Origin of the sequence: Rhizobium vallis, from assembly GCF_003985155.1 — a bacterium.
Classification (GTDB): domain Bacteria; phylum Pseudomonadota; class Alphaproteobacteria; order Rhizobiales; family Rhizobiaceae; genus Rhizobium; species Rhizobium vallis.
Genome location: NZ_ML133688.1, coordinates 415,091 through 437,410, shown reverse-complemented (window position 1 = coordinate 437,410; position 22,320 = coordinate 415,091). Strand labels below are relative to the sequence as shown.

General features: G+C 60.7%; 23 protein-coding genes. 12 read left to right on the top strand and 11 right to left on the bottom strand.

Annotation, left to right across the window (positions count from 1 at the left end; all coding sequences use genetic code 11):
- Nucleotides 1-82: 82 nt before the first annotated feature.
- From EFQ99_RS12045 to EFQ99_RS12015, 5 genes are all read right to left on the bottom strand, one after another.
- Entirely contained in the window at nucleotides 83-868 is a 786-nt protein-coding gene (locus EFQ99_RS12045) for a hypothetical protein (protein ID WP_126921258.1), read from the bottom strand.
- Between the two features lie 497 nt (nucleotides 869-1,365).
- Nucleotides 1,366-1,971 carry a transglutaminase-like cysteine peptidase gene (locus EFQ99_RS12030; protein ID WP_126921257.1) on the bottom strand — a complete coding sequence of 202 codons (606 nt, stop codon included), beginning with the start codon at nucleotides 1,969-1,971 and terminating at the stop codon, nucleotides 1,366-1,368.
- A gap of 376 nt (nucleotides 1,972-2,347) precedes the next feature.
- Complete coding sequence (gene pip / locus EFQ99_RS12025; RefSeq protein ID WP_126921256.1) at nucleotides 2,348-3,322, bottom strand: prolyl aminopeptidase; 975 nt, start codon at nucleotides 3,320-3,322, stop codon at nucleotides 2,348-2,350.
- Between the two features lie 163 nt (nucleotides 3,323-3,485).
- Nucleotides 3,486-4,097, bottom strand: coding sequence for a PilZ domain-containing protein (locus EFQ99_RS12020; RefSeq protein ID WP_126921255.1), 612 nt, complete (start codon nucleotides 4,095-4,097; stop codon nucleotides 3,486-3,488).
- A 124-nt stretch (nucleotides 4,098-4,221) separates the two neighbouring features.
- Nucleotides 4,222-4,866 (bottom strand): PAS domain-containing protein, encoded by a 645-nt coding sequence (locus EFQ99_RS12015; RefSeq protein WP_126921254.1) that lies wholly within the window; start codon nucleotides 4,864-4,866, stop codon nucleotides 4,222-4,224.
- 263 nt (nucleotides 4,867-5,129) lie between these two features.
- Here EFQ99_RS12015 and EFQ99_RS12010 point away from each other — a divergent pair, with 263 nt between their 5' ends.
- On the top strand, nucleotides 5,130-5,924 hold the full coding sequence (locus tag EFQ99_RS12010) for a rhomboid family intramembrane serine protease (RefSeq protein ID WP_126921253.1): 795 nt from the start codon (nucleotides 5,130-5,132) through the stop codon (nucleotides 5,922-5,924).
- Nucleotides 5,925-6,015: 91 nt separating this feature from the next.
- Entirely contained in the window at nucleotides 6,016-6,450 is a 435-nt protein-coding gene (locus tag EFQ99_RS12005; protein ID WP_126921252.1) for a CBS domain-containing protein, read from the top strand.
- Between the two features lie 50 nt (nucleotides 6,451-6,500).
- On the opposite strand, the gene EFQ99_RS12000 is transcribed toward EFQ99_RS12005, so the two are convergent.
- From EFQ99_RS12000 to folE, 3 genes are all read right to left on the bottom strand, one after another.
- Nucleotides 6,501-7,463 (bottom strand): patatin-like phospholipase family protein, encoded by a 963-nt coding sequence (locus EFQ99_RS12000; protein WP_126921251.1) that lies wholly within the window; start codon nucleotides 7,461-7,463, stop codon nucleotides 6,501-6,503.
- A gap of 116 nt (nucleotides 7,464-7,579) precedes the next feature.
- Complete coding sequence (gene hisI / locus EFQ99_RS11995) at nucleotides 7,580-8,032, bottom strand: phosphoribosyl-AMP cyclohydrolase (protein WP_126921250.1); 453 nt, start codon at nucleotides 8,030-8,032, stop codon at nucleotides 7,580-7,582.
- Nucleotides 8,033-8,057: 25 nt separating this feature from the next.
- Nucleotides 8,058-8,672, bottom strand: a complete 615-nt coding sequence (gene folE / locus EFQ99_RS11990; RefSeq protein ID WP_126921249.1) for a GTP cyclohydrolase I FolE — start codon at nucleotides 8,670-8,672, stop codon at nucleotides 8,058-8,060.
- A gap of 307 nt (nucleotides 8,673-8,979) precedes the next feature.
- Between folE and EFQ99_RS11985 the strand changes: the two genes are divergently transcribed.
- From EFQ99_RS11985 to EFQ99_RS11960, 6 genes are all read left to right on the top strand, one after another.
- On the top strand, nucleotides 8,980-9,426 hold the full coding sequence (locus EFQ99_RS11985) for an iron-sulfur cluster assembly scaffold protein (RefSeq protein WP_126921248.1): 447 nt from the start codon (nucleotides 8,980-8,982) through the stop codon (nucleotides 9,424-9,426).
- Nucleotides 9,427-9,431: 5 nt separating this feature from the next.
- Nucleotides 9,432-9,854, top strand: a complete 423-nt coding sequence (gene yidD / locus EFQ99_RS11980; RefSeq protein ID WP_126921247.1) for a membrane protein insertion efficiency factor YidD — start codon at nucleotides 9,432-9,434, stop codon at nucleotides 9,852-9,854.
- A gap of 24 nt (nucleotides 9,855-9,878) precedes the next feature.
- Entirely contained in the window at nucleotides 9,879-10,406 is a 528-nt protein-coding gene (locus EFQ99_RS11975; protein ID WP_126921246.1) for a DUF1697 domain-containing protein, read from the top strand.
- Nucleotides 10,407-10,584: 178 nt separating this feature from the next.
- Nucleotides 10,585-13,185 (top strand): tetratricopeptide repeat protein, encoded by a 2,601-nt coding sequence (locus tag EFQ99_RS11970; protein ID WP_126921245.1) that lies wholly within the window; start codon nucleotides 10,585-10,587, stop codon nucleotides 13,183-13,185.
- Between the two features lie 149 nt (nucleotides 13,186-13,334).
- Nucleotides 13,335-15,341, top strand: coding sequence for a threonine--tRNA ligase (gene thrS, locus EFQ99_RS11965; RefSeq protein WP_126921244.1), 2,007 nt, complete (start codon nucleotides 13,335-13,337; stop codon nucleotides 15,339-15,341).
- Nucleotides 15,342-15,444: 103 nt separating this feature from the next.
- Nucleotides 15,445-16,284: a lysophospholipid acyltransferase family protein gene (locus EFQ99_RS11960; protein ID WP_126921243.1), complete on the top strand. Its 840-nt coding sequence runs from the start codon at nucleotides 15,445-15,447 to the stop codon at nucleotides 16,282-16,284.
- A 21-nt stretch (nucleotides 16,285-16,305) separates the two neighbouring features.
- On the opposite strand, the gene EFQ99_RS11955 is transcribed toward EFQ99_RS11960, so the two are convergent.
- Entirely contained in the window at nucleotides 16,306-17,403 is a 1,098-nt protein-coding gene (locus tag EFQ99_RS11955; RefSeq protein WP_126921242.1) for a hypothetical protein, read from the bottom strand.
- Nucleotides 17,404-17,517: 114 nt separating this feature from the next.
- Between EFQ99_RS11955 and EFQ99_RS11950 the strand changes: the two genes are divergently transcribed.
- The 3 genes from EFQ99_RS11950 (at nucleotide 17,518) to EFQ99_RS11940 (ending at nucleotide 19,958) form a co-directional block, all read left to right on the top strand.
- On the top strand, nucleotides 17,518-18,102 hold the full coding sequence (locus tag EFQ99_RS11950; protein WP_126921470.1) for a nitroreductase family protein: 585 nt from the start codon (nucleotides 17,518-17,520) through the stop codon (nucleotides 18,100-18,102).
- Nucleotides 18,102-18,710, top strand: a complete 609-nt coding sequence (locus EFQ99_RS11945) for a flavin reductase family protein (RefSeq protein ID WP_126921241.1) — start codon at nucleotides 18,102-18,104, stop codon at nucleotides 18,708-18,710. The genes EFQ99_RS11950 and EFQ99_RS11945 overlap by 1 nt, the downstream gene beginning before the upstream one ends.
- Before the next feature lie 102 nt (nucleotides 18,711-18,812).
- Entirely contained in the window at nucleotides 18,813-19,958 is a 1,146-nt protein-coding gene (locus EFQ99_RS11940) for a DUF2336 domain-containing protein (RefSeq protein ID WP_126921240.1), read from the top strand.
- A gap of 56 nt (nucleotides 19,959-20,014) precedes the next feature.
- On the opposite strand, the gene EFQ99_RS11935 is transcribed toward EFQ99_RS11940, so the two are convergent.
- The gene (locus tag EFQ99_RS11935) at nucleotides 20,015-20,443 is read right to left on the bottom strand and encodes a hypothetical protein (protein WP_126921239.1); all 429 of its coding nucleotides are present in this window, start codon (nucleotides 20,441-20,443) and stop codon (nucleotides 20,015-20,017) included.
- A 129-nt stretch (nucleotides 20,444-20,572) separates the two neighbouring features.
- Between EFQ99_RS11935 and EFQ99_RS11930 the strand changes: the two genes are divergently transcribed.
- Complete coding sequence (locus EFQ99_RS11930) at nucleotides 20,573-21,031, top strand: GNAT family N-acetyltransferase (RefSeq protein ID WP_126921238.1); 459 nt, start codon at nucleotides 20,573-20,575, stop codon at nucleotides 21,029-21,031.
- A 15-nt stretch (nucleotides 21,032-21,046) separates the two neighbouring features.
- Here EFQ99_RS11930 and EFQ99_RS11925 read toward each other — a convergent pair whose 3' ends face one another.
- Nucleotides 21,047-22,252 (bottom strand): AI-2E family transporter, encoded by a 1,206-nt coding sequence (locus EFQ99_RS11925; protein WP_126921237.1) that lies wholly within the window; start codon nucleotides 22,250-22,252, stop codon nucleotides 21,047-21,049.
- Nucleotides 22,253-22,320: the final 68 nt, after the last annotated feature.

The window sequence follows — 22,320 nt, the reverse complement described above, 5'->3', positions numbered from 1 at the left end:
ACAGTCCGTCGTTTGAAACTAACGGTTGGGCGTTACCAATCCGTTTATGATGAATCGTTTATTTCGCCTGCCGGGATGCATTTTAGGAACTTGTCTGGGAATGGTTCACAAGCCGCGCTTCCACAAAGGTGCGGATAGCGGCATCAATATGTTCCCAGTCGTCGAGATGGCTGCTGGAGAAGCGGTAGAGAACGCTGAGGTCCCTACCGACCTTGATATCGCGCTGACAATCTCCGCTCGCCGCCTTGTCCGGGGCTGAAGGCAATATGCAGCGCACGACGTAGTCCGGCCCGCCCTTGACTGGCGCCGTCAACAGCACCTCGTCACCGTAGCCCGCGTCGGCGCGAAGACGATGCAGCGTCAGGCCGTCACGAAACGGCTCGGGCGCTCCTTCGAGCAGATGCGAATAGATCGGCTCCAGCCGCCCGGACATGTCGCGCGACATCGTACCCTGGGTGATCTGCAGGAAGATCAGGCCGGAGGACTGAGCAATATCGTCGAATCGCAGGTGGTTTGCCTTGCCGTAACCCTGCATATCAGGCCATGCGAGGTAGAGATCGACGCGCTCGGCCGCACCTTCATGCCTCTGGCTCGGGAAGCGAATCGCATTTTCGGGAAATTTCACCGTATCGCGACCAATGGTCAGGCTGATTTCATCAGTGCTGTCGGTATTGCCGGCAAGAGAGATATGCCGGCCGAACCAGCGCCCGCCGATGCTGATCGCGACGGTCAGAACGGCGAGGACTGAAATCACAGTCATCGTGCGGAGCAGGAAACCCATGGAAAGGAGCGGCTGCTCGTCTGGTGCGCTGTGCGCGGCGTGGCTCATGGCGGTTCTTCGCGTTTCGGTCCGCCGCAAGATGAACATGAGCCGCTGATGCCGATGATGAATCTGATCGTCATCATCGGACCAACAAGGTTAACAATTCGCTAATAATTGGGGACGGTGTGCGGTCCCGGGACAGCGTCACCATAGGCTAGAGATTTTCCGGGTTAGCTTGCAGCATTCTGCCGGAGCAGGTTTTCGTCAGGGCAAAGGCGATTGGCGCAGGGCATACCCCAAGGTACGTCCGAGCTGATCGCCTTTGATCCTGCCGGAAAGATGCCCGGCCCTTCGGGTTGGCTGAAACGGGCCGCCTGATCGACCGGCCGGCTTGGCCGTAGAACTGGGCTACGACGCGCGCCGGCCGGTCGACCATCCGATTCCGTTTGAGCCAACAGAATGCTGCAATCTAACCCGGAAAGGCTCTAGAAATGGGCGAGCCGTTCCCGGGACAGCGGGAACGGCTCTTGGGCACCGGTCGGGACGGGTATGCGGGGACTGACCGGGCCGAGGCCTGCCGCCGGCAGAGCCGGCGGGCGTTCTTACTTGACGCTACCAACCGCGACAGTGCGGCCGTCCTGAAGCTTCGACCAGCGAGCCGGATCGTCGGCGGACTGGCGCTTCAGATAGGTGTATTCGGTATCCGACCACAGCAGCACCTTGTTGCGCATGTTGTCGAGGATGAAGTCGCCGTGATCGGTGCGGACCGTCAGCACGGCATGGCCTTCGCCGTTCGGCTGCAGCACGACCGTGATCAGTGTGTCGGACGGCGAGAAGCCGTCGTCGATCAGCATCTTGCGCTTCAGGAGGGCATAGTCCTCACAATCGCCGACCGTTGTGGGATAGGCCCAGTGCTCTTCGACACCGTAGATCTGTTCATCCGTCTCCGGCTGAATCGTCGAATTGACGGTGTAGTTGACCTTGAGGATTTCTTTCCAACGATCCTCGGTGAGGATGGCCGGTCCGGCATCGCCGCCGGCATAGGCGCATTCTTTCGGATTCGCCTTGCAGAATTCGTAGTGTCCGATCGGCGGGCTGGCATTGCCTGCCAGTGCCATGCTGGCGGGCATCGCCTGTCCCGAACCCGCCATTGCCATGATGATGGCGCCAGCCCAAAGGCCGCCTTTCAGGATATTCGCAGTTGTCATTGCCGTCTCCCCGTAAGTTGAAGCGACAATGGCACATACGTTTTTATCTCACGCAAAATTACGCAATAGAATTAAAGGCTTAGTTGATTCAAATGCCGATAAATATTGACTCAAAACAAACTCGAATGCGCATAAAATTCGACGAAGATTTGTCGCGAAATCGATTAAAATTGAAATCGACGCGACAAGGCTTTCGCCCTCGAAAGGCTTGGTTTGCCGTCCCTGACGTTAAGGATTTTCGTTGAGCCGGGTAACATCCGGTGCGCCACGAGAAGCGGGCGGCGTCGCGTGGCCGGCGAACGACTCAACCGAAATCGGCCGATTCGGCCGGCTCAGAACCAGAATATGGCTCACATCCGTGGTTACGGCGGAGAAATTATTTTTGAGGAGAGTCGCGAAATCGGTCGATGGCGGCAACGATCGCCGCGCTCATATCGGGATTAGAGGTGGAATGGGCGGCGCGCGCGATGATCCTGAGCTCGCTTTGCGGCCAGGCGCGGGCCAGTTCCCAGGCGGTGACAAGCGGCGCCTCTATATCGAACCTTCCCTGCAATAGGATACCGGGAATGCCGCTGAGCCGCTTTGCATTCTTCAGCAGCACGCCTTCTTCCAGCCAGGCACCGTTCACGAAATAGTGGGTGATGATGCGGGCGCGCGTCAGCAGATAGGCCGGATCGGCCCAGCGGCGCGGCAGGCCTTCGGGATCGGCGAGCAGGATCGAGGCCGCTTCCCAGTCATGCCAGTCGCGCGCCGCCTTGAGGCGTGTTGCAGGGCAGGGATCGTTGAGAAGACGATGGTAGGCGACGACCATATCCTCGTCCTGCCCCTGCACGCCTGGGGGAATCGCCTGACGGAAACGGTGCCACTCCTCGGGAAAGAAGGGCGCCATGCCGCGATAGAGCCAGTCGATCTCCGAGCGGCGCGTGGTGGTCACGCCTGATATGACGATCGCGGCGACGTGGCTCGGATGGGTTTCGGCATAGGCGAGCGCCAGCGTCGAGCCCCAGGAATTGCCGAGAAGGAGCCAGGTGTCGATCCCCAGATGGGTCCGCAGCCGTTCGATATCCGCAACGAGATGCCAGGTGGTGTTGAGAGAAAGATCGGTTCCGGGATCGGCAGCGCTCGGCAGGCTGCGACCGCAATTGCGCTGATCGAACAGAATGATCCGGTAGGCGTCGGGATCGAAATAGCGCCGCGCCGTGGCCGAACAGCCGGAGCCCGGCCCACCATGCAGCACCAGCGCCGGTCGGCCCGCCGGGTTGCCGCAGGCCTCCCAATAGATCAGGTTGCCGTCGCCCGTATCGAGCAGGCCGTGATCGTATGGTTCGATTTCAGGATAAAGAGGTGACATTGGCGCGCCTGGGACTGAGGCGAACCTTATCCGATACAGGAGTGACGAATGGAAGACGGTTAAAGCGCGTCGCGATCTTTCAGATTCGCTTGTCGCGCTTTAGATCTTTGTTTTTACGCATGTCCTGACCGCAAAACCGCTGCACACTTTTGCGCGACATGCTCTAAAGGAATTCGCGCAGCGTCTCGCGGGACTGGATCGAGAGAAATTCGATCGCCACACCTTCGACGAAGTGGCGAACGACACGCCCGCGCATGTTGCCGAGACGTACCGCCGTTCCGATTGAGGGACGCATTTCTACGTCGACGGCTGCGCCCGACAGCGAAAGGTCCATGATACGGCAGGAATAACGGGTGCCGTCCTCAAGCGTGAGTTCGGTCTTCACGTCGCGTGGCGTCAGGCGGTCGTGGCGACGATCCTCGGGCAGGCCGAGCTCGTGTTTATTGGCAAGCCAAGTGAGCTGGGCGGCGAGCTTCTCGCGCTTGCGGTCGGTGGCATTGATCGACATGGTGAAGCCGCGGCTGTCGAGCGTCTGAACATAACCTTCGACGCGACCGAGGTGGTCGATATAGGCAACCACGCGTTCGCTGGCGCGGGGTCGCCCAAGGCAGGTGACGTACATGTCGCCAGGCGACATGTCGATCACCATGCATTCGAATTCCTCGTAGTTGGCAAGCATCAGCCGGCCCTGCATATTGATGGGCACACGCTGGAAAACGCCCTGTTCAGGGCGCGGCGCAGGTCTTTGCGTCTGAGCTGGCTGGAACGAGTGCATCAAAAGGCTTCTTCATGAAAATCGCAGAGCTCGATCTTTACCTGCAATCCATTAACAGAAGGTTGTTTCGCCCCATTCCAGCATAGCCGAAAACGAGTATGCCCGCTGTCCCGAAACGGGACCGTCAACGGGCTTCCACGCTGAGCAGCTGCGACATCATGCGGCGCATGACCTGGCCGAAACGGGCGCCTCTACCGGCGACGATCTCATTGATCGGGCGCACGGGGGCCGGCGCGGCCTTGCCGAAATTTGTCGGCAGCAGACGGCTGCGGTCCAGCGCCAGGAATTCGAGCGGCACGATCTCCAACCAGCTCGCAGCCGCTGCCGGCGTGATCGCGCCGAGCAGCCGATCGCAGGCGCCGTCCGATGAGCGCAGCGGCATCATGACGATCTCGAAAGACGCCTGATGGCCAATGGTGCTGTAGCCGGTGGCATTGAACAGGGCCGGCATGGCGTGGTCCATTACGCCCTTTGCCGTGCGTTCGATATCGGTATGCTGACCATGCGCCCAGAGCGAAGAAAAACGTTCGCCGCGCAGATCTCGCCCGAAAAGATCGCAGATGCGGGTGCCGGCAAGCCGAAAACCGATGTCTCCGCCGTCGCGCGTCTCCAGAATGAAGAGATTCTGAAGAAGATGGGGAACGGCGGACGGTTCGACCTGGGATTTCAACGGTGCATCCGCGGTGCCGCGGATACGGTTCCAGTAGTCAAATATTTCGATGGTCGTCTGTAAACGCATTTCACACCAACCTGTCCCATTCCGGAGCAATTTCAGGCCGTCATGGCCCTTACAGGCTTTACCTTGCGGATTTCATGCCAAACCGCGGCGGTTAAGGTTAAGAAACGGTTTCGATTGAGATGGGGCGCCTCTCGTGACACTGTCTTGCCATCGCTTCGACTTTCGAAGTTCTGCACAACCTCCCCGGGCCGGGTCTTTCCAGGAGTTCCGGGTTACGCCGTCCGACACTACGGGCGGCTTTTTTTTTGACAGGCGCTCCTGTATGGCTGTGGCCTCAATGAGGCGAAACACAGATGAATGAGCAGACGGCCGAACCGAACAAGGCGCCCGAACCTCCCGAGGTCCAGCCGCCGGCACGGCCACCGCGCGTACCGGTTTTCAATCTTCCACCGGCACTGTTCTTCAGCCTCTGCCTGCTGATCGTCATCTATGCGGTGCAGACGCTCGTGCTGTCCGACGATGCAGTGGGCTGGCTGCTGTTCACCTTCGGCTTCGTTCCCGCGCGCTATGTGATTCCGCTGTCGCAGCAGGGGCTGGAACTGTTCTGGACGCCCGTCACCTATTCGCTGCTGCACGGCAGCGTCCAGCATATCGTCTTCAACGGATTCTGGCTCATGGCTTTCGGCGCACCGGTGGTGCGCCGGATCGGAACGCTGCGCTTCGTGCTCTTCTGGATTCTTTCCGCGATCGCATCCGCCGCCCTGCACACCGCGCTCAACTGGGGCGACATATCGCTGCTGATCGGCGCGTCGGGAGTCATCTCCGGCCTGATGGGAGCTGCCTGCCGATTCGCCTTTCCGGCCGAGCAGCGGCCGATGCTGTCCATGCCGACACATCTCAACGCCCGGCTCTCCATCTTCGAGGCGCTGAAGAGCCGGACCGTCGTTATCTTCATGCTGCTCTGGTTGGTCGGCAACGCGCTGATCGCCGTCGGCATACCGCTTGCGGGCGACAGCGATCAGGCGATCGCCTGGGACGCGCATATCGGCGGTTTCGTCTTCGGCTTCCTGCTTTTTTCGCTTTTCGACCGGGCGCCGCGCCCGCCTGTGGAAGCTGCCGGCACCAAGAAGGATATATTGCAATCCTGAGCGGGGCGGTGCACCATCGACCTATATCCGCGCTGGGGGGAGAAACCGTCGCGGACCTGTGAAAAGTGTTTCACGGACATAGGAGGTTCGAATGACCAGTTCAGTTAAAGCAATCCTCGACAGGAAGGGCAGGGACGTCGTCACCGCCGGGCCGAACACCACCGTCGCCGAGGCGGCCAACATCCTGAGTAAAAAGAAGATCGGCGCCATCGTCGTCGTCGGCATGGAAAACCGGATTTCGGGGATGTTCACCGAGCGCGACCTCGTGCACGCCATCTCCAAACACGGCAAGGACGGTCTCGACCAGTCACTTGCCCAGGTGATGACCGCGAAGGTCTACCGCTGCCATGAAGAGACGACCGTCAATGAGCTGATGGAGCTGATGACCAGTCGCCGTTTCCGTCACGTGCCGGTGGAAACCAATGGCAAGCTCGCCGGAATCATCTCGATTGGCGACGTGGTGAAATCACGCATCGCCGAAGTCGAGCGCGAGACCGAGGAAATCAAGGCCTATATCGCCGGCTGAGGTTTTCGCCGACCTGTTTGATGCATGTCGTTCCAAAACCGCGACGTGCATCAGGGAGGGCTGGCGTAGACTTCCTGCATGCGCTGGATTTCGGGGAGCCGCGCTCTGGCTTCCTCGTAGCCGCGTTCGATCGCTTCGCCGGCCCGGTGGAATTCGGAAAGGCCGATATAACTGAGACGCGGCTGCAGCGAAATATCGGGGGGATCGCCGGCAAGGCGGGCGCGGGCAATCCGGTCCTGGATGATGTTGAAGGCCTGGACCATGACGCCGGTCATGCCGAGGCGCGCATAAGGCGCCTCTTCCTGCTTCTGCACCTCCTGCGGCGAGAGGCTGGCATTATGCCGGACGACGGCCGAACGGCCGTAAAGATCGTAGTTCAGATTGACGGCGACGACGAGCGGCTGCTCGTAGGCGCGGCAGACGGAGACGGGCACCGGATTGACCAGCGCGCCGTCAACCAGCGTGCGGTGGTTGCTGCGCACCGGCTCGAAAATCCCGGGCAGGGCATAGGAAGCGCGCAGCGCCGTGATCAGCGAACCATTGGCGATCCAGACCTCGTGGCCGGTATTGACCTCGGCGGCAACCGCGACGAAAGGCCGGTCGAGGTCTTCGACGTTCAGGCCTTCGAGATGCTCCTGCATGCGCTTGGTCAGCCGCATGCCGCCGAAGAGGCCGCTGCCGCCGATGGTGAGATCGAGAAGGCTTGCGATGCGCCGCATGGTCAGCGAGCGCGCGAAGCTTTCGAGTTCGTCGAGCTTGCCCGCGAGATAGCAACCGCCGACCAGCGCACCGATCGAAGTGCCGGCAATCATGCCGATCTCGATCTTTGCCTCGTCAAGGGCGCGCAGCACCCCGATGTGAGCCCAGCCGCGGGCGGCACCGCCGCCGAGCGCGAGAGCGATCTTGATTCTCTTGACGGGCGCGGGAGGCGGGAGCGTTTCAAGTGTGGTGGAGATATCGGAACCGGCGCCTTCGCCCTCAGAGCTTTGACGATGCAGACTCCAGCTCAGCATGGCGTTCTCCCCTCCCAGCAGAACACTTGGTTTCCGATAGTGTGCCCGTTCAGTTTCCAAATGGTATATAGAAGCGGTTTTTGGCGCAATAAGGGGCAGATACCGGGTAATTCCGGCTATTTTCCGTAGACGTCCTGCGGATCAAAATGACGTTCGTCATCGACGATATCAAGCATCGGCTTTCCGTCCTGAAGCGTGATCGTCCGATAGAAGCAGGAGCGGCGGCCGGTATGACAGGTGGCGTCGTGACCGGCGACCTCGACCTTCAGCCAGATGGCGTCCTGATCGCAATCAGTGCGAATTTCCTTGACCGTCTGAAGATTGCCCGAGGTTTCGCCCTTCTTCCAGATCTTGCCGCGCGAACGGCTGAAATAATGGGCCGTGCCGGTCTGGATGGTCAGCGCCAGCGCCTGGGCGTTCATATGCGCCACCATCAGCAGTTCGCCGTCGCCGGCGTCGGTCACGATCGCGGTGATCAGGCCGCGGTCGTCGAAACGCGGCGTGAAATCACCGGCGTCTTCCAACGCGGACTTGTCCTCGGATGGTTGGCTGAAGATCAATTGGCTCATCGCGGCCCTCCTGAGGGAGCCGGTATCAGCGGCTCCGCACCATGGTCATGAAACGGGCCTGATCGGCCGGTTCGGTCTTGAACGTTCCGGTAAACGTCGTCGTCAACGTGGTCGAGCCCTGCTTCTGAACGCCGCGCATCGCCATGCACATATGTTCGGCCTCGATCATCACGGCGACACCACGCGGATTGAGCGTATCGTCGATCGCCCGGGCGATCTGCGCGGTCATCGTTTCCTGCGTCTGCAGTCGGCGGCCGTAGATCTCGACGACACGCGCGATCTTCGACAGGCCGAGCACGCGGCCGTCGGGCATGTAGGCGACGTGGGCCTTGCCGATGATCGGCACCATGTGGTGTTCGCAATGGGAGTAGAACGGAATGTCCTTGACGAGGACCATATCGTCGTAACCGGCAACCTCCTCGAAGGTGCGGCCGAGCACGTCTTCCGGCGCCATATCGTAGCCGGCGAAAAGCTCGCGGTAGGATTTGGCGACGCGAGCCGGCGTTTCCAGCAGGCCTTCCCGTGTCGGATCGTCGCCGGCCCAGCGCAGCAGAACGCGAACGGCTTCCTCCGCCTCCTGCTGGGAAGGCCGATCAGACTCACGGTTGGTCTGCGGAAAATTCTTCACGATGGCGTCCATGATCAATGGTCTCCTGGTCCGCATCGCGGACCCGTCTGTCGGAATCGCCACTGGTCAGTCCCATGCGGGAAGTCATGCACCTTTGGCAGGCTCCGGGGCTTTCAGGGCTGATTCAATACCCATCCGGCACGGTTTCCCAATCAAACTTACACGAGGCCATTGCATTTTCATGGCCTTCGAACGACATACATATAGGAAGACCGTCATGGTATGTAAGTATCCCTAGGCGACACGGTGTGTTTTTTGTTTCGACGACAATAACAGGCCGATACGGCCGATCCGCAGCGATTTTGGAGCGGAATCCAGCATGGACGACATCTACAACAGCAAAATTCTCGAATTCGCCGGCAATATTCCGTTGACCGGAACGCTTGTGGATGCGGATGCGAGCGCCCAGGCCCATTCCAAGCTTTGCGGCTCGAAGGTGCGGATCTGGCTGAAGATGGACGGCGATATCGTCACCGATTTTGCCCATGACGTGAAGGCCTGCGCGCTCGGACAGGCCTCGTCCTCGATCATGGCCCGCCATGTCGTCGGAGCCACATCGGGCGAACTGCGCCAGGCACGCCAGGACATGCTCGCCATGTTGAAGGCGGATGGAGCGGGACCCGCCGGGCGCTTCGAAGACATGCGCTATTTGATGCCGGTGCGGGATTACAAGGCCCGCCATGCCTCGACGATGCTGACTTTCGATGCGGTGGTCGATGCGATCGGGCAGATCGAGGCGAAACGGGCGGAAATTGTCGAGGCGTAACCGAAATGTGCGAGTTCTGCGCCCTGCAGGCCAGCGATGAGGACGACGGTGGCGCCGCCGGCTCCGAAAAGCCGCGCAAAACGACCGCACACCGTTCTCGCAACTATGCCGGCCCTTTCCGCAAGACTCCCGACCGCCTGCTCGGTATGGGGCTCATCCGTTTCTATCAGTTGACGCTTTCGGGCTTCGTCGGCAATTCCTGCCGCCACATCCCGACCTGCTCCGAATATGGCTACGAGTCGATCGCCCGTCACGGGCTCTGGGCGGGCGGATGGATGACGCTGTTTCGCGTCGGCCGCTGCGGCCCGGGCGGCACCAGCGGCCTCGATCAGGTCCCGGAAATGCTCGGCCAAGACTTTCGCTGGTGGATGCCATGGCGTTACCTCTCCATCGGACGCAAGAGGGGGGAGCGCCATGACGAAGCCTGATTGCGCATGGGAGTTCCGGCGGCCATGAGCATGTTCGTAGCGCTCCTCCACAGCATCGTCCTGGCGCCCGACCGCCGCGTCATCATGGAAGATTTGCGCGCGCTTGCCAAGGAGCTCGGCTATCGCGAACCGCGCACCTTGGTTTCAACAGGCAATCTTGTCTTCGAGGCCGACGAAATGCGGCCGCACGAACTCGAGGTCGCGCTGGAAGAGGCCTTCGAAGAGAAGTTCGGCAAACATGTCGATATCATCGTGCGCAGCGACTGCACCTGGATGGCGCTTTGCAGCACCAACCCCTTCAAGGACGGCAGTGGTGATCAGGTCATCGTCCGGGTGATGCGCCTGCCGGTCGACCCGGAAAAGGTGGAGGCCCTGAAGCCGCTAATGTCCGAAGGCCAGCGCATCGCCATCGTCGGCGGCGACGTCTGGATCGATTTCGCCGGCAAACCGAGCCAATCCAAACTGCTTTCGGCCCTGACCACCAAACGGCTCGGCGTCGGCACGATGCGCAACTGGAACACGGTGTGCGGCCTTGCCGAAATGATCATCTAGGCCGGCTTCTTCTTTACTCGGACGGGAAACGATCCCGCTCCTGACCGATGTGCCAGATTAGATGCAGGGAGAACACGTCTTCAAATGTTTTCATCACCGGAGAAAAAATGTACTTGCAGTTGAATAGGTGACAGATATCACTGTATTTCCTGTCCTGGTTTTTGAAATTCCGTCACTGATGAAACTCTTCAACTTTCTCGCGACCGCGTCACTTTTTCTCGCCGTCTCTATTGCCAATTCTCCCGTAGCTGCTGCAAACGCAGTTGACTCCGCACCGGAAGCCAAGTGCCGCCATCTTGCGCGTGACGGCGTAGAAATCGACAATCTCGCTTACTGGCGGAATGCACTTGCCGCTTGCGAAGCCTATTTGCAGGCAGAACCAGGCTCCACCGACGCCCGTTATTTCTGGCTCGCCAGCAAGTTCAACCTTCAGCAATATGAGCCGGCACTTGCCGGATTCGAGGAGCTGGCGGCCCAGGGGCACGCACCTTCCATGGATTATCTGGCGGAGGCATCTGCCTACGGTTTCGGGCGTGAGCGCGATTTCAATACCGCACTGTCCTGGCTGAGAAAGGCAAGAGAAAAAAACGATCCGCGCTCCGCCGATTATCTCGGAGAAATGTATAAGCTGGGATGGGGCGTTGCGCAGGACTTCGTCATGGCGCGCTCCTATTTCGAACTTGCCGACCGGCTGGGCTATGTTCCGGCGAAAAGATCGCTTGCCTGGGGGTATCTGGACGGGATCGGTGCTCCGGTGGATGCCGAGCGGGCTTTCGAACTGCTTTCAGCCGCAGCACAACAGGGCGATGAGAGAGCGATAACGGACCTCGCATTCCTTTACACGAGAGGCATTGGAACGGAAAAGAACGCCAGCCGTGCCGTTGCCATGCTGGATGACCTGGTGCGGAAAGGTTCCGCCGATGGAATGAGGACGCTTGCCCGATATTATCTGAGAGAGGGGGACAAGGCGCAGAAAAAGACGGCACTCGATCTCCTCGAGAAAGCCGTGGCGCTTGGCGACGGCAGTGCGATGAGGACGCTGGCAGACGTCTACATCGCGGGCAAGGAAACGGAGCGAGACTTCGCAAAGGCAGAGGCCCTGCTGGATCAGGCAATTGCGCAAGGGATAGTCGCTGCTTATCGCGGCAAGGCTTTGCTTTTCTGGAAGATGCCCGATCCGCGCTATGGCCAAGTCATGTACTGGATGAAGGAAGCCGCCTCTCGTGGAGATTCCCGCGCCATTGTGGATGTAGGCATTATGTATGAAGAAGGCAAAGGTGTGCCGGTGGACGAACGCGAAGCCCGCATCTGGTATGAAAAATCTGCCGAACTCGGAGATTCGAACGGTGCCCGCCATTTCGGCCAATCGCTCTATTTCGGAACAGGTGGTCCTCGCGACATCGAAAATGGCGTGAAATGGCTCGAGAAGTCGGCAGCGACCGGCGAGACAGACGCCATGCGGGTCCTTGCCTATGGTTATGAAGACGGCAGCGGTCTTGCAAAGGATGCGGTGAAAGCTTTCGAATGGTTCCAGAAGGCGGCGGAAGCCGGAGATGCCGACGCATTTCTCGAAGTCGCGGACCGCTCCTATGACGGTTCCGGGACGACTGCCGACGCCCAAAAATCCTTTGTCTGGTATCTCAAGGCGGCAGAAGGTGGTTCGGCCAAGGCCCAGTATTGTGTTGGGCTTCTGTATGAAAGAGGCGAGGGTACGGCTCAGGATTCGAGAGAGGCTGTACACTGGTTCAAGACCGCTGCAGAGAACGGATATATCGAGGCCTTCGCCAAGCTTGGCGAAATGTACGCCAATGATGCCAACCTGCCACGGGACGACGGCAAGTCGATCGACTATCTGGAAAAAGGCGCGGCTGCCGGTAATGCCACGGCGATGATCCTCCTCGGTATCAAATATGAGGACGGCGATGGGGTAACCCGCGACTATGCGAAAGCGATCGAGTGGTACGAGGCGGCGGCGAACAAGAAATCTGCCGACGCGATGTACAGGCTCGGGACGCTCTATCGAGGAGCGGATGGAAACCAGAAGGATTTCGGCAAAGCTTTGGAATGGCTGACGAAGGCCGGAGCCTATGGCAATGCGAAAGCGCAATACTCCCTGGGCGATATGTACGAATACGGGCAGGGCGTGCCTATTGATCGCTCCAAGGCGCTCAGTTGGTTCATGATGGCGGCCTTCAAGCAATATCCTGAAGCGATGAACGCCGTGGGCTACTACTACCAGAATGGCATCGGCACCAAAGAGGACCAGACAATCGCCCGCAACTGGTTTCAAAAGGCAGCCGATGCGGGATCTGCGGCCGGCGCTCTTAATCTTGCGGGGTATTACGAGAACGGGAAGGATCAAGATCAGGCTATCGCATTCCAATACTACAAGAAATCCGCCGAGCTGAATTCGGCTGGTGGCATGTTCGCTCTCGGGCGTTTCTACGATGATGGCCTCGGAATTGCTGCCAACCGGCAAGAGGCCATCAAGTGGTATCTGCGGGCGGCTGACGCGGGATACCGAAGAGCCGCCTATCGACTGGCCTATGCTTATGATGCGACCTTCAGTTCGGATAATGCAGCGGAAAGCATTCTCGTGGCAATCCAGCAGGGCGACCGACAGATTGTCGATGAGTTGAAGGCGTTTTCGCCTTTCACCCGCACGGCACTGAAAAGAAGCCTCTTGCGACGCGGCCTTTTCGATGGGCCGCTGGACGATGAGATCGACCAGCCCTTGAAATCAGCGCTGCAGAATTACACGATGACCTACGGCGGATAGAAGCCCGACGTCGCTTCGGTGCCGGATCGTCCGCTTCTTCTTTACTCACGAGGCAAATCTGAGTATCAGGCGGCGGCGCCTCCAAAGGACGGAGGCGCTTTCGTTTCAACCACCCGCATTCGTTGGCGGGACTGGACAGGAGAATTTCAATGTCCCAATCCGTTTCCCTGACATTTCCCGATGGTTCGGTGCGCAGCTTCCCGGCTGGCGCGACCGGCAAGGATGTCGCCGAATCCATTTCCAAGTCGCTTGCCAAGAGTGCCGTCGCCATTGCGATCGACGGCACTGTGCGCGACCTTTCCGACGCCGTGACCGACGGCAAGATCGAGATCGTCACGCGCAAGGACGGCCGTGCGCTGGAGCTTATCCGGCATGACGCCGCTCACGTGATGGCCGAAGCCGTACAGGAGCTGTGGCCCGGGACACAGGTAACGATCGGTCCTGTGATCGAGAACGGCTTCTATTACGACTTCGCCAAGAACGAGCCCTTCACGCCTGACGATCTGCCCAAGATCGAAAAGAAGATGAAGGAAATCATTGCCCGCAATGCGCCCTTCACCAAGCAGATCTGGTCACGCGAGAAGGCCAAGGAAGTTTTTGCCGCCAAAGGCGAGCAGTACAAGGTCGAGCTCGTCGATGCGATTCCCGAAGGGCAGGATCTGAAGATCTACAATCAGGGCGAATGGTTCGACCTCTGCCGCGGCCCACATATGGCCTCGACCGGCCAGATCGGCACCGCCTTCAAGCTGATGAAGGTTGCCGGCGCTTATTGGCGCGGCGACAGCAACAACGCCATGCTCTCGCGGATCTACGGCACGGCATGGGCTGATCAGGCAGATCTCGACAACTACCTGCACATGCTGGCGGAAGCCGAAAAGCGCGACCACCGTAAGCTCGGCCGCGAAATGGACCTGTTCCATTTCCAGGAAGAAGGCCCGGGCGTCGTCTTCTGGCACGGCAAGGGCTGGCGCATCTTCCAGACGCTCGTTGCCTATATGCGCCGCAGACTCGCCATCGACTATGAAGAAGTCAACGCACCCCAGGTACTCGACACCGCGCTTTGGGAAACCTCGGGCCACTGGGGCTGGTATCAGGAAAACATGTTCGCCGTGAAATCGGCCCATGCGATGACGCACCCGGAAGACAAGGAAGCGGATAATCGCGTCTTCGCGCTGAAGCCGATGAACTGCCCGGGCCACGTGCAGATTTTCAAGCACGGCCTGAAGTCCTACCGCGAACTGCCGATCCGCCTGGCCGAATTCGGGCTCGTGCATCGCTACGAGCCCTCGGGCGCTCTGCACGGGCTGATGCGCGTGCGCGGCTTCACGCAGGACGACGCGCACATCTTCTGCACCGACGAGCAGATGGCGGCCGAATGCCTGAAGATCAACGACCTGATCCTGTCGGTCTATGAAGACTTCGGCTTCAAGGAAATCGTCGTCAAGCTCTCCACCCGTCCGGACAAGCGCGTCGGCACCGATGCGCTGTGGGACCGGGCCGAAGCCGTCATGACCGATGTGCTGAAGACGATCGAGACCCAGTCCGAAGGCCGCATCAAGACCGGCATCCTGCCGGGCGAGGGCGCTTTCTACGGGCCGAAGTTCGAATATACGCTGAAGGACGCGATCGGCCGCGAATGGCAGTGCGGCACGACGCAGGTGGACTTCAACCTGCCGGAACGCTTCGGCGCCTTCTACATCGACAGCAACTCCGAAAAGACGCAGCCGGTGATGATCCATCGCGCCATCTGCGGCTCGATGGAGCGCTTCCTCGGCATCCTGATCGAGAACTTCGCAGGCCATATGCCCCTCTGGGTATCGCCGCTGCAGGTCGTCGTTGCGACGATTACCTCCGAAGCCGACGCCTACGGCCAGGAAGTGGCGGACGCGCTGCGCGAAGCTGGGCTGCATGTCGAGACCGACTTCCGTAACGAAAAGATCAACTACAAGGTCCGCGAACATTCCGTTACGAAAGTTCCCGTCATCATCGTCTGCGGCAGGAAAGAGGCCGAGGAGCGCACGGTCAACATCCGCCGCCTCGGCAGCCAGGACCAGGTTTCGATGGAACTCGACGTCGCCGTCGAGAGCCTTGCCCTCGAGGCAACGCCTCCAGACGTTCGGCGCAAGGCCAAAGCGAAGAAAGCCAAGGCGGCCTGAAAATCGTCTGATCCGACAGTGCCAATCTGGCGCTGTCGGAAATCTGATATGAAACCGCAATATTCTCGCCACAAACGAGGGAGCGGGTCATCCCGAGGCCGGATTGCGGTTCAAAGAACTGTCCTATGCCAATGACGGAGATCCGCGCCTGAAGCGTTGGCTGATCCGGTCGATCGAGGGGCTCTCGGGCCGCGATCGCTATGCCAGGCTCTACGACATCTGGCGCTGCGACATCATCGGCCAGAGCGACCGCGTGTTCGCCAAGCTGCTCGATCTCATCGGCGTCGAACTCGACGTCAAGGGCAATTGGCCGCTCGAATCCATCCCTACCGAGCCGATCGTCATCGTCGCCAACCACCCCTTCGGCATCGGCGACGGCGTGGCCGTACTGGCGCTTGCCGAACAGCTCGGTCGTCCCTTCAAGGTGCTGATCCATAACGACCTGCTGAAGGTGCCCGAGATGGCGCCTTACTCGCTGCCGATTTCTTTCGAGGAAACCAGACAGGCGCTGGCGATGAACATCAGGAGCCGGCACGAGGCGATGCGGCTGCTCAAGGACGGCACCACCATCATCGTCTTTCCGGCCGGTGGCGTGGCGACCGCCAGGAAAGGCTTCGGCCCTGCCGAGGACCTGCCGTGGAAGATGTTTCCGGCAAAGCTCATCCAGGCGACGGGAGCAAGCGTGCTGCCGATCTATTTCGAGGGCCAGAACGGCCGGTTGTTTCATCTGGCGAGCTGGGTGTCGATGACGCTACGCCTGTCGCTCTTGATCCACGAATTCCGCCGGCTGTCCGGCAGGACGATCACAGCGCATGTCGGCAAGGTGCTGACATGGGAAACGCTGAGCAGCGGCGGCGACCGCAAAAATCTGCTCGACCGTCTTTACGACGCCGTCTTCTCGATGCAGCCGCCGAAACGCGCCGTCCGAAAAGGCCTCGGCTAGGCCGAAACCATTGCCACGAAATCAATCCAGGCTGGCGCCATCGCCGCCCTGCGGCACGAGCTGTTCGTAGGAAGGCAGCGGCTGCTCCGGAGCCGGCTGGACGCCGGGGGGGGGCGGCGTGCCGGCTGGCACCTGCTGTACCGTGCGGGCCGCGCTCACCGGCTGCTGCGGCTGCTGGTCCCTCATCAGAACCTCGATATCGGTGTTCCTGCCGGCGACGACGGTGAAATCGCGCTGGTAGATCTTGTCCTTGTTGCGGGCGACGGCGGAATATCCGCCTTCGGCCAGAACCATCGTCGGAAAGGCGCTGACGCTTTCGCCGACGCTGTCGCCAGCCGCCGTCAGGATCGACCAGGCCGTGTCGGCGATCGCCTCGCCACCAGTTTCGGAGACCAGCTTGAAGGTGACCTGCGCGGCGCGGTGCTGGATCGTCGCCTCGGTCAGTTTGCCGGCCTCGACCTGGATGTCAGCGCGGATGACAGCGTTGACGCTGCCGTATTCGGAAACGATGTGATAGGTGCCGGCATTGAGACGGACGACCGTGTTTGGTGAGACATCGGCCATGACGAGACCGCGCTCGCCGTCGTCACGCACTTCCGACGAATAGATCGAGAAGCTCAGCTGATCCGGACGGATGCGGGCGTCGGTGCCGGAAACGGCGTTGAGCAGCAAGCCGCCGGCATCAAGCACCATCACCTGCTTGTCGACTTCGCCATCGGCGGGAACGGTCAGTTTCTTGGTGACGCCGGCGCGGCCGAAGGAGACGTTGACGAAATAATCACCCGGGGCGAGCTGGAAGGCGGCAGGCCCGCCCTTGGCGCTGGCGATCAGCGGCAGCTTGCCGTCGGCTCCCGCGATCGGGCTGAAAACATACCAGGAAAGACCGTCCTCAACCGGTGTGCCGTCCGATGTCAGCTTGGCTTCCATTGCGACATCGCGCAGCTTGGCGGCTTCAGGCGCCGTGCCGGGCGCGATGAAGGCGTTGAGCTTCGGCATCTTCGACGTCGATTCGAGCTGCTTGAAGTCCTTGAAGGCCTCCTGGGCGCCGGCGCCGCAGGTCGTCAATGCCACCAGGGCGAAGGCGAGGCCGATGCGTGCAAAAGGCGAAATGCCAAACATCTGTTTCGTGAACCGATTGACTTCTGAAATCGCAAAGGCCACTTCAAGACCAATGCGATGGCAAATTCAAGACCCACCCTTTGCAGCAGCCTAAAAATGAAAGCTTCTCCCCGCATGAAATCCGATATCAAGCTGATCGACTACCTCGCCGTACGCCGCTCCATCCCCGCTTTCCAGATGTGCGAACCAGGCCCCGAGAAGGCTGAAATCGAGGACATCCTGCGTCTTGCCTCGCGCGTTCCCGATCACGGCAAGATCGCCCCCTGGCGCTTCATCGTCTATCGCGGGCAACAGCGGGCCAATCTCGGCGAAGCGCTTCTGAAGCTCGCACTGGAAAAGAATCCCGAACTTTCCGAAGAGATGATCCAGGTCGAGCGCGCCCGTTTCACCCGCGCGCCTGTGGTCGTCGCCGTGGTCAGCAAGGCGGGGCCGCATATCAAGATCCCGGAATGGGAGCAGTTGATGTCGGCAGGTGCGCTTTGCCTCAACGTCATTCTCGCGGCCAACGCGAACGGCTATGTCGCCAACTGGCTGACGGAGTGGTTTGCCTACGACGAACGCGCCTATCCACTGCTTGGTGTCAACACTGGTGAAAAGGTGGCGGGCTTCATCCATATCGGCTCGACGACATTTCCTGTTATCGAACGGCCGCGGCCGGAGCTTACCGACACGGTGACCTGGATCGGCGGAGAGGACTGATGTTCTACACCACCGACAGCAACCGGCACGGGCTCGCGCATGATCCCTTCAAGGCGATCGTGTCGCCGCGCCCGATCGGCTGGATCGGCAGCAAGGGCAGGGACGGTTCGATCAACCTCGGCCCCTATTCCTTCTTCAATGCCGTAGCCGACCGGCCGAAGTTGGTGATGTTTTCCTCCGCCGGGCGCAAGCACAGCCAGCGCAACGCGGCTGAAACCGGCGTCTTCACCTGTAATTTCGTCAGTCGTAATCTCGCCGAGAAGATGAACCTTTCGTCGGCGGCACTGCCCTATGGCAGCAACGAATTCGACTTCGCCGGCCTGACGCCGAAGCAGGCCGAACTGATCGATGCGCCCTACGTCGCCGAGGCCTTCGCAGTGCTTGAATGCAAGGTCACCGAGATCATCGAACCGAAGACGCTGTCGGGCGCACCGTCGGAAAATGTTCTCGTCTTCGGTGAAGTGGTCGGCATCCATATCGACGAGGCGATCGTCAGGAACGGCCGCCTCGACATGTCGATCGCCCGGCCTATCGCGCGCATGGGCTACATGGATTACAGCGAAGGCAGCGATGTTTTCGAGATGTTCCGGCCGCAGGTCGAAACCTAACCGGCAAGGCATACAAAGGCTTAAGAAACATGGTGAACGAATCTTAAACCTTTTACCACTACGGTCGCAGCAGTGAATGGAGCGCGAGGGAATCGCGTTCAAGTGCTGGGGCATCGAGTGATCGTAGAAGCTTTCCTTCGTTGGATCGAAACGGCCAAGACCGGTGACCGAGCCCGGGCGGCAAATGCCCTCGGTCGAGCCTATCTGCAGTCCGAAATGTCCGCGGACGAGCGGAAGGCAGCCGAGATGGCGATGACCTATCTTCTCGACGATCCGTCGCCGCGCGTGCGGCTGGCACTTGCCGAGGCGATCGCCTGGTCGCCCGATGCACCGCGCAGCCTGATCCTTTCGCTTGCCGAAGACCAGCCGGAGGTCGCCTGCCACGCTGTCTCCTGCTCGCCGCTTTTGAGCGATGGCGATCTCGTCGACCTTGCCGCGCGTGGCAACGGCGCCACCCGCATGCTGATCGCTGCCAGAGCCTATGTGACGCGCCCGGTTTCCGCCGCACTTGCCGAAGTTGGCGACGAAGAGGAGCTGCTCTGCCTGCTGGAAAACGAGGGCGCGGCGATCGCCAGCCAATCGCTGAAGCGCATCGCCGAACGGCTCGGCGACAACTGCGACATCCGTAATCTGCTTTTCGACCGCAGCGATCTTCCCGCCGATGCCCGCCAGTTGCTCACCCAACATGTCAGCAATGCGCTGGTCGGACTGCCGCTGGCACAGGCTGCAATCGGTCTGCAGCGGCTCCAGCGCATCAGCCGCGAGGCGACCGAAGCTGCGATCGTTGCGATTGCCGGCGACATCGCGCCGCGCGAAATACCCGATCTCGTCGAGCATCTGCGCCTCAACGGCCGGCTGACGCCGTCCTTCCTGATGCATGCGCTCTGCGCCGGTAGGGTGGATTTCTTTGCCGCCGCGATCGTCGATCTGAGCGGCTGTGGCGAGCGCCGGGTGCGCTCGATCCTGGCGACCGGACGCATGCATGCGGTGCGCGCGCTTTACGAGTCCGCCGGCCTGCCGAGGGACATCAGCGTCATCTTCGTCGAGGCGACGCTGCTGTGGCGCGACGCCGCCAGGAAAGCACCGGGCAGCGTGCTCGGCAACGTCTGTGGCCGTCTTCTCGAAAAATTCCGCCATCACGACGGTGCACACGGTGCGGTCGGCGAATTGCTCGATATGGTGGAAAAGCTTGGCGTCGCCGAACAGCGGCAATCGGCCCGCGTCTATGCGGCGCTTGCGGCGGCTTAAAACATGAGCAGAATGATGGCGCGTGCCTGGCGCGCCCTATCGGACGCGCGACGAACCTAATCGTTCAGCCGCGTCACGACCCAGGAATAGCTGGCGGATACGAAGTGCACAGGTTTGGAAAGCGTCTCCTTGACGTCTCGGCCCGATGGAATATGTGCGCGGACCTGACCGGCGATGTTTTCAGCAAAGCTCGCCAGTCTTCCCGGTTCTTCGGCGGGTTCGGGCACGGCAGTCGCAACCTCAGGCGTGGCTGCAGGCAGAGGCGCCGGCTTCGGCGGTTCGGCTGCGGCGAGCGCTTTCGGCGCCTCGCACACCGCAATCACGGAGGGATAGCTGACATTGGCGTAGGTCTTGAGCCGGCGTTCGGCTTCGGCATCGCAGGCGGCAACGGTTTCCCAGCGCTTATCGACGGTCGCCACATAATTGCATTGACTGACGGAATCGTCGCAACCGAGAATGGTCATCGCGATGAGCACCGCTTGCATATTCTGCCTCCCTGGCTATTGAACCTGACATCGCCTTAGACGGCGCAATTCCAACCGAAAGAAGGCGAAGGCATTAACTCTTCGTCATCTCCGCGAAAATTGCGCCCCTTGCAAGCATCCGGAGCCAGCATGCCCGTTACCATCGCCCAAGAGCCGCCGCGTCAGCAGGACGTCATCCGCCTTCTCGATCTTTCCGATGCCTATGCGCAATCGCTCTATCCAGCGGAGAGCAACCATCTGGTTGACCTCTCGTCGCTGGAGAGGCCTTCGGTAAGCTTCTTCGTTGCCCGCAACGACGGCGCAATCGTCGGATGCTGCGCGCTGGTCGAGGCCGGCGACGGCACGGCGGAGATCAAGCGGATGTTCGTCGACCCGGAGGCGAGGGGACTGAGGATCGCCAGCGGCCTGATGAACGCGCTGGAGGCGATCGCAGGGGAGAAAGGGCTGGCGGCGATCCGGCTCGAAACCGGCATCTACCAGCCCGAGGCGATCGCCCTCTACCGCAAATATGGATATCGGGATATCGAACCTTTCGGCAGCTACCTGCCGGACCCGCTCAGCCTGTTCATGGAAAAGCAGCTGAGCTAAGGGGCGGAACGCCGGTCAGCCTTCGGCGACGCGGGAGATCGTTTTGGACGGCGGCGGGGCCTGTTCGTCGATGAGGATCTGCGGTCCCGTCTCGCTCTTTTCGGCGTTGCGGGCCTCATGAATCCACTCGCGCCATATGGCGACGATCAGCGCCATCAGCACCGGGCCGATGAAGAGGCCGAGGAAACCCATCGTCTTGACGCCGCCGACGAGGCCGAAGAAAGTCGGCAGGAAGGGCAGCTTGATCGGCCCGCCGACGAGCTTCGGGCGTAATGTCTTGTCGACGATGAAGAGCTCGACAGTGCCCCAGACGAAGAGACCGATGCCTGCGACATGCGAGCCGCTTGCCAGCAGATAGACGGAGACCAACGAGAAGGAGAGCGGCGCGCCGCCCGGTATCAGCGCCATCACGCCCGTCAGCACGCCGAGCGTCACCGGCGAGGGCACGCCGGCGATCCAGTAGGCGAGCCCGAGCACAATGCCTTCGCCGATCGCAATCAGCGTCATGCCCATCACGGTGGAGCTGATTGTTGCCGGCACCACGCGGGAAATCCGCTCCCAGCGGTTCGGCAGGATGCGCTCACCCAGCATGTCGATCTGCTTGGAGAAGGAGAAGCCGTCGCGATAGACGAAGAACAACGCGATCAGCATGAAAAGCAGCGTCAGGAGGAGGTGGAAGGCGCCACCGCCGGCCGCAAGTACGGCACGGTAGATGTTGCCGATATTGGCGCCGCTGACTGCCTGAATGACTTCGCCCAGCGCGCCGGGACTTCCGATGTATCTTGTCCAGACTTCATCGAGGTAGGAGCCCGCCCAAGGCAGCGCGACGATCCAGGCGGGTGTCGGGGCGCCGGCGCGGTTGGCATGGATCGCCCAGGCAACCCAGGTGCGCACTTCACCGGTCGTATAGGTGACAGCAAGCCCGATCGGGATGACCAGAAAGGTGATGATCATGACGATGGCGATGGTCGCCGCAATCGTCGTGTTGCCGCCGACGCGGGCAAGAAGCTTGCGATAGAGCGGCCAGCTGGCAAAGCCGATGACGAGGGCTGCGAGCACCGGCACGAGGAAGCCGTAGAAGAAATAGACGCCGGCCGCGACGATCAGGACAAGCAGCCAGCGTGCGGCCGAGATGGAAGGTATCAGCGGCGTGCGTGTCGGCGACGACGATCCCAGCCACCGAGGCTCATGATTGCTTTTTTGACGGTCGAACACACCCACGCGCGCCTCTTCTTGTTATGCTCTGGTTATGGGCCATGATCCCGGCGGTTTCAAGGTGCGTAGCCCGA

What these genes read in the sequence shown, in the direction of transcription:
- EFQ99_RS12045 (WP_126921258.1), bottom strand. Translation starts at nt 868, where the DNA reads ATGTTCATCTTGCGGCGGACCGAAACGCGAAGAACCGCCATGAGCCAC.
- EFQ99_RS12030 (WP_126921257.1), bottom strand. Translation starts at nt 1,971, where the DNA reads ATGACAACTGCGAATATCCTGAAAGGCGGCCTTTGGGCTGGCGCCATC.
- pip (WP_126921256.1), bottom strand. Translation starts at nt 3,322, where the DNA reads ATGTCACCTCTTTATCCTGAAATCGAACCATACGATCACGGCCTGCTC.
- EFQ99_RS12020 (WP_126921255.1), bottom strand. Translation starts at nt 4,097, where the DNA reads ATGCACTCGTTCCAGCCAGCTCAGACGCAAAGACCTGCGCCGCGCCCT.
- EFQ99_RS12010 (WP_126921253.1), top strand. Translation starts at nt 5,130, where the DNA reads ATGAATGAGCAGACGGCCGAACCGAACAAGGCGCCCGAACCTCCCGAG.
- EFQ99_RS12005 (WP_126921252.1), top strand. Translation starts at nt 6,016, where the DNA reads ATGACCAGTTCAGTTAAAGCAATCCTCGACAGGAAGGGCAGGGACGTC.
- EFQ99_RS12000 (WP_126921251.1), bottom strand. Translation starts at nt 7,463, where the DNA reads ATGCTGAGCTGGAGTCTGCATCGTCAAAGCTCTGAGGGCGAAGGCGCC.
- hisI (WP_126921250.1), bottom strand. Translation starts at nt 8,032, where the DNA reads ATGAGCCAATTGATCTTCAGCCAACCATCCGAGGACAAGTCCGCGTTG.
- folE (WP_126921249.1), bottom strand. Translation starts at nt 8,672, where the DNA reads ATGGACGCCATCGTGAAGAATTTTCCGCAGACCAACCGTGAGTCTGAT.
- EFQ99_RS11985 (WP_126921248.1), top strand. Translation starts at nt 8,980, where the DNA reads ATGGACGACATCTACAACAGCAAAATTCTCGAATTCGCCGGCAATATT.
- yidD (WP_126921247.1), top strand. Translation starts at nt 9,432, where the DNA reads ATGTGCGAGTTCTGCGCCCTGCAGGCCAGCGATGAGGACGACGGTGGC.
- EFQ99_RS11975 (WP_126921246.1), top strand. Translation starts at nt 9,879, where the DNA reads ATGAGCATGTTCGTAGCGCTCCTCCACAGCATCGTCCTGGCGCCCGAC.
- EFQ99_RS11970 (WP_126921245.1), top strand. Translation starts at nt 10,585, where the DNA reads ATGAAACTCTTCAACTTTCTCGCGACCGCGTCACTTTTTCTCGCCGTC.
- thrS (WP_126921244.1), top strand. Translation starts at nt 13,335, where the DNA reads ATGTCCCAATCCGTTTCCCTGACATTTCCCGATGGTTCGGTGCGCAGC.
- EFQ99_RS11955 (WP_126921242.1), bottom strand. Translation starts at nt 17,403, where the DNA reads ATGTTTGGCATTTCGCCTTTTGCACGCATCGGCCTCGCCTTCGCCCTG.
- EFQ99_RS11950 (WP_126921470.1), top strand. Translation starts at nt 17,518, where the DNA reads ATGAAATCCGATATCAAGCTGATCGACTACCTCGCCGTACGCCGCTCC.
- EFQ99_RS11945 (WP_126921241.1), top strand. Translation starts at nt 18,102, where the DNA reads ATGTTCTACACCACCGACAGCAACCGGCACGGGCTCGCGCATGATCCC.
- EFQ99_RS11935 (WP_126921239.1), bottom strand. Translation starts at nt 20,443, where the DNA reads ATGCAAGCGGTGCTCATCGCGATGACCATTCTCGGTTGCGACGATTCC.
- EFQ99_RS11930 (WP_126921238.1), top strand. Translation starts at nt 20,573, where the DNA reads ATGCCCGTTACCATCGCCCAAGAGCCGCCGCGTCAGCAGGACGTCATC.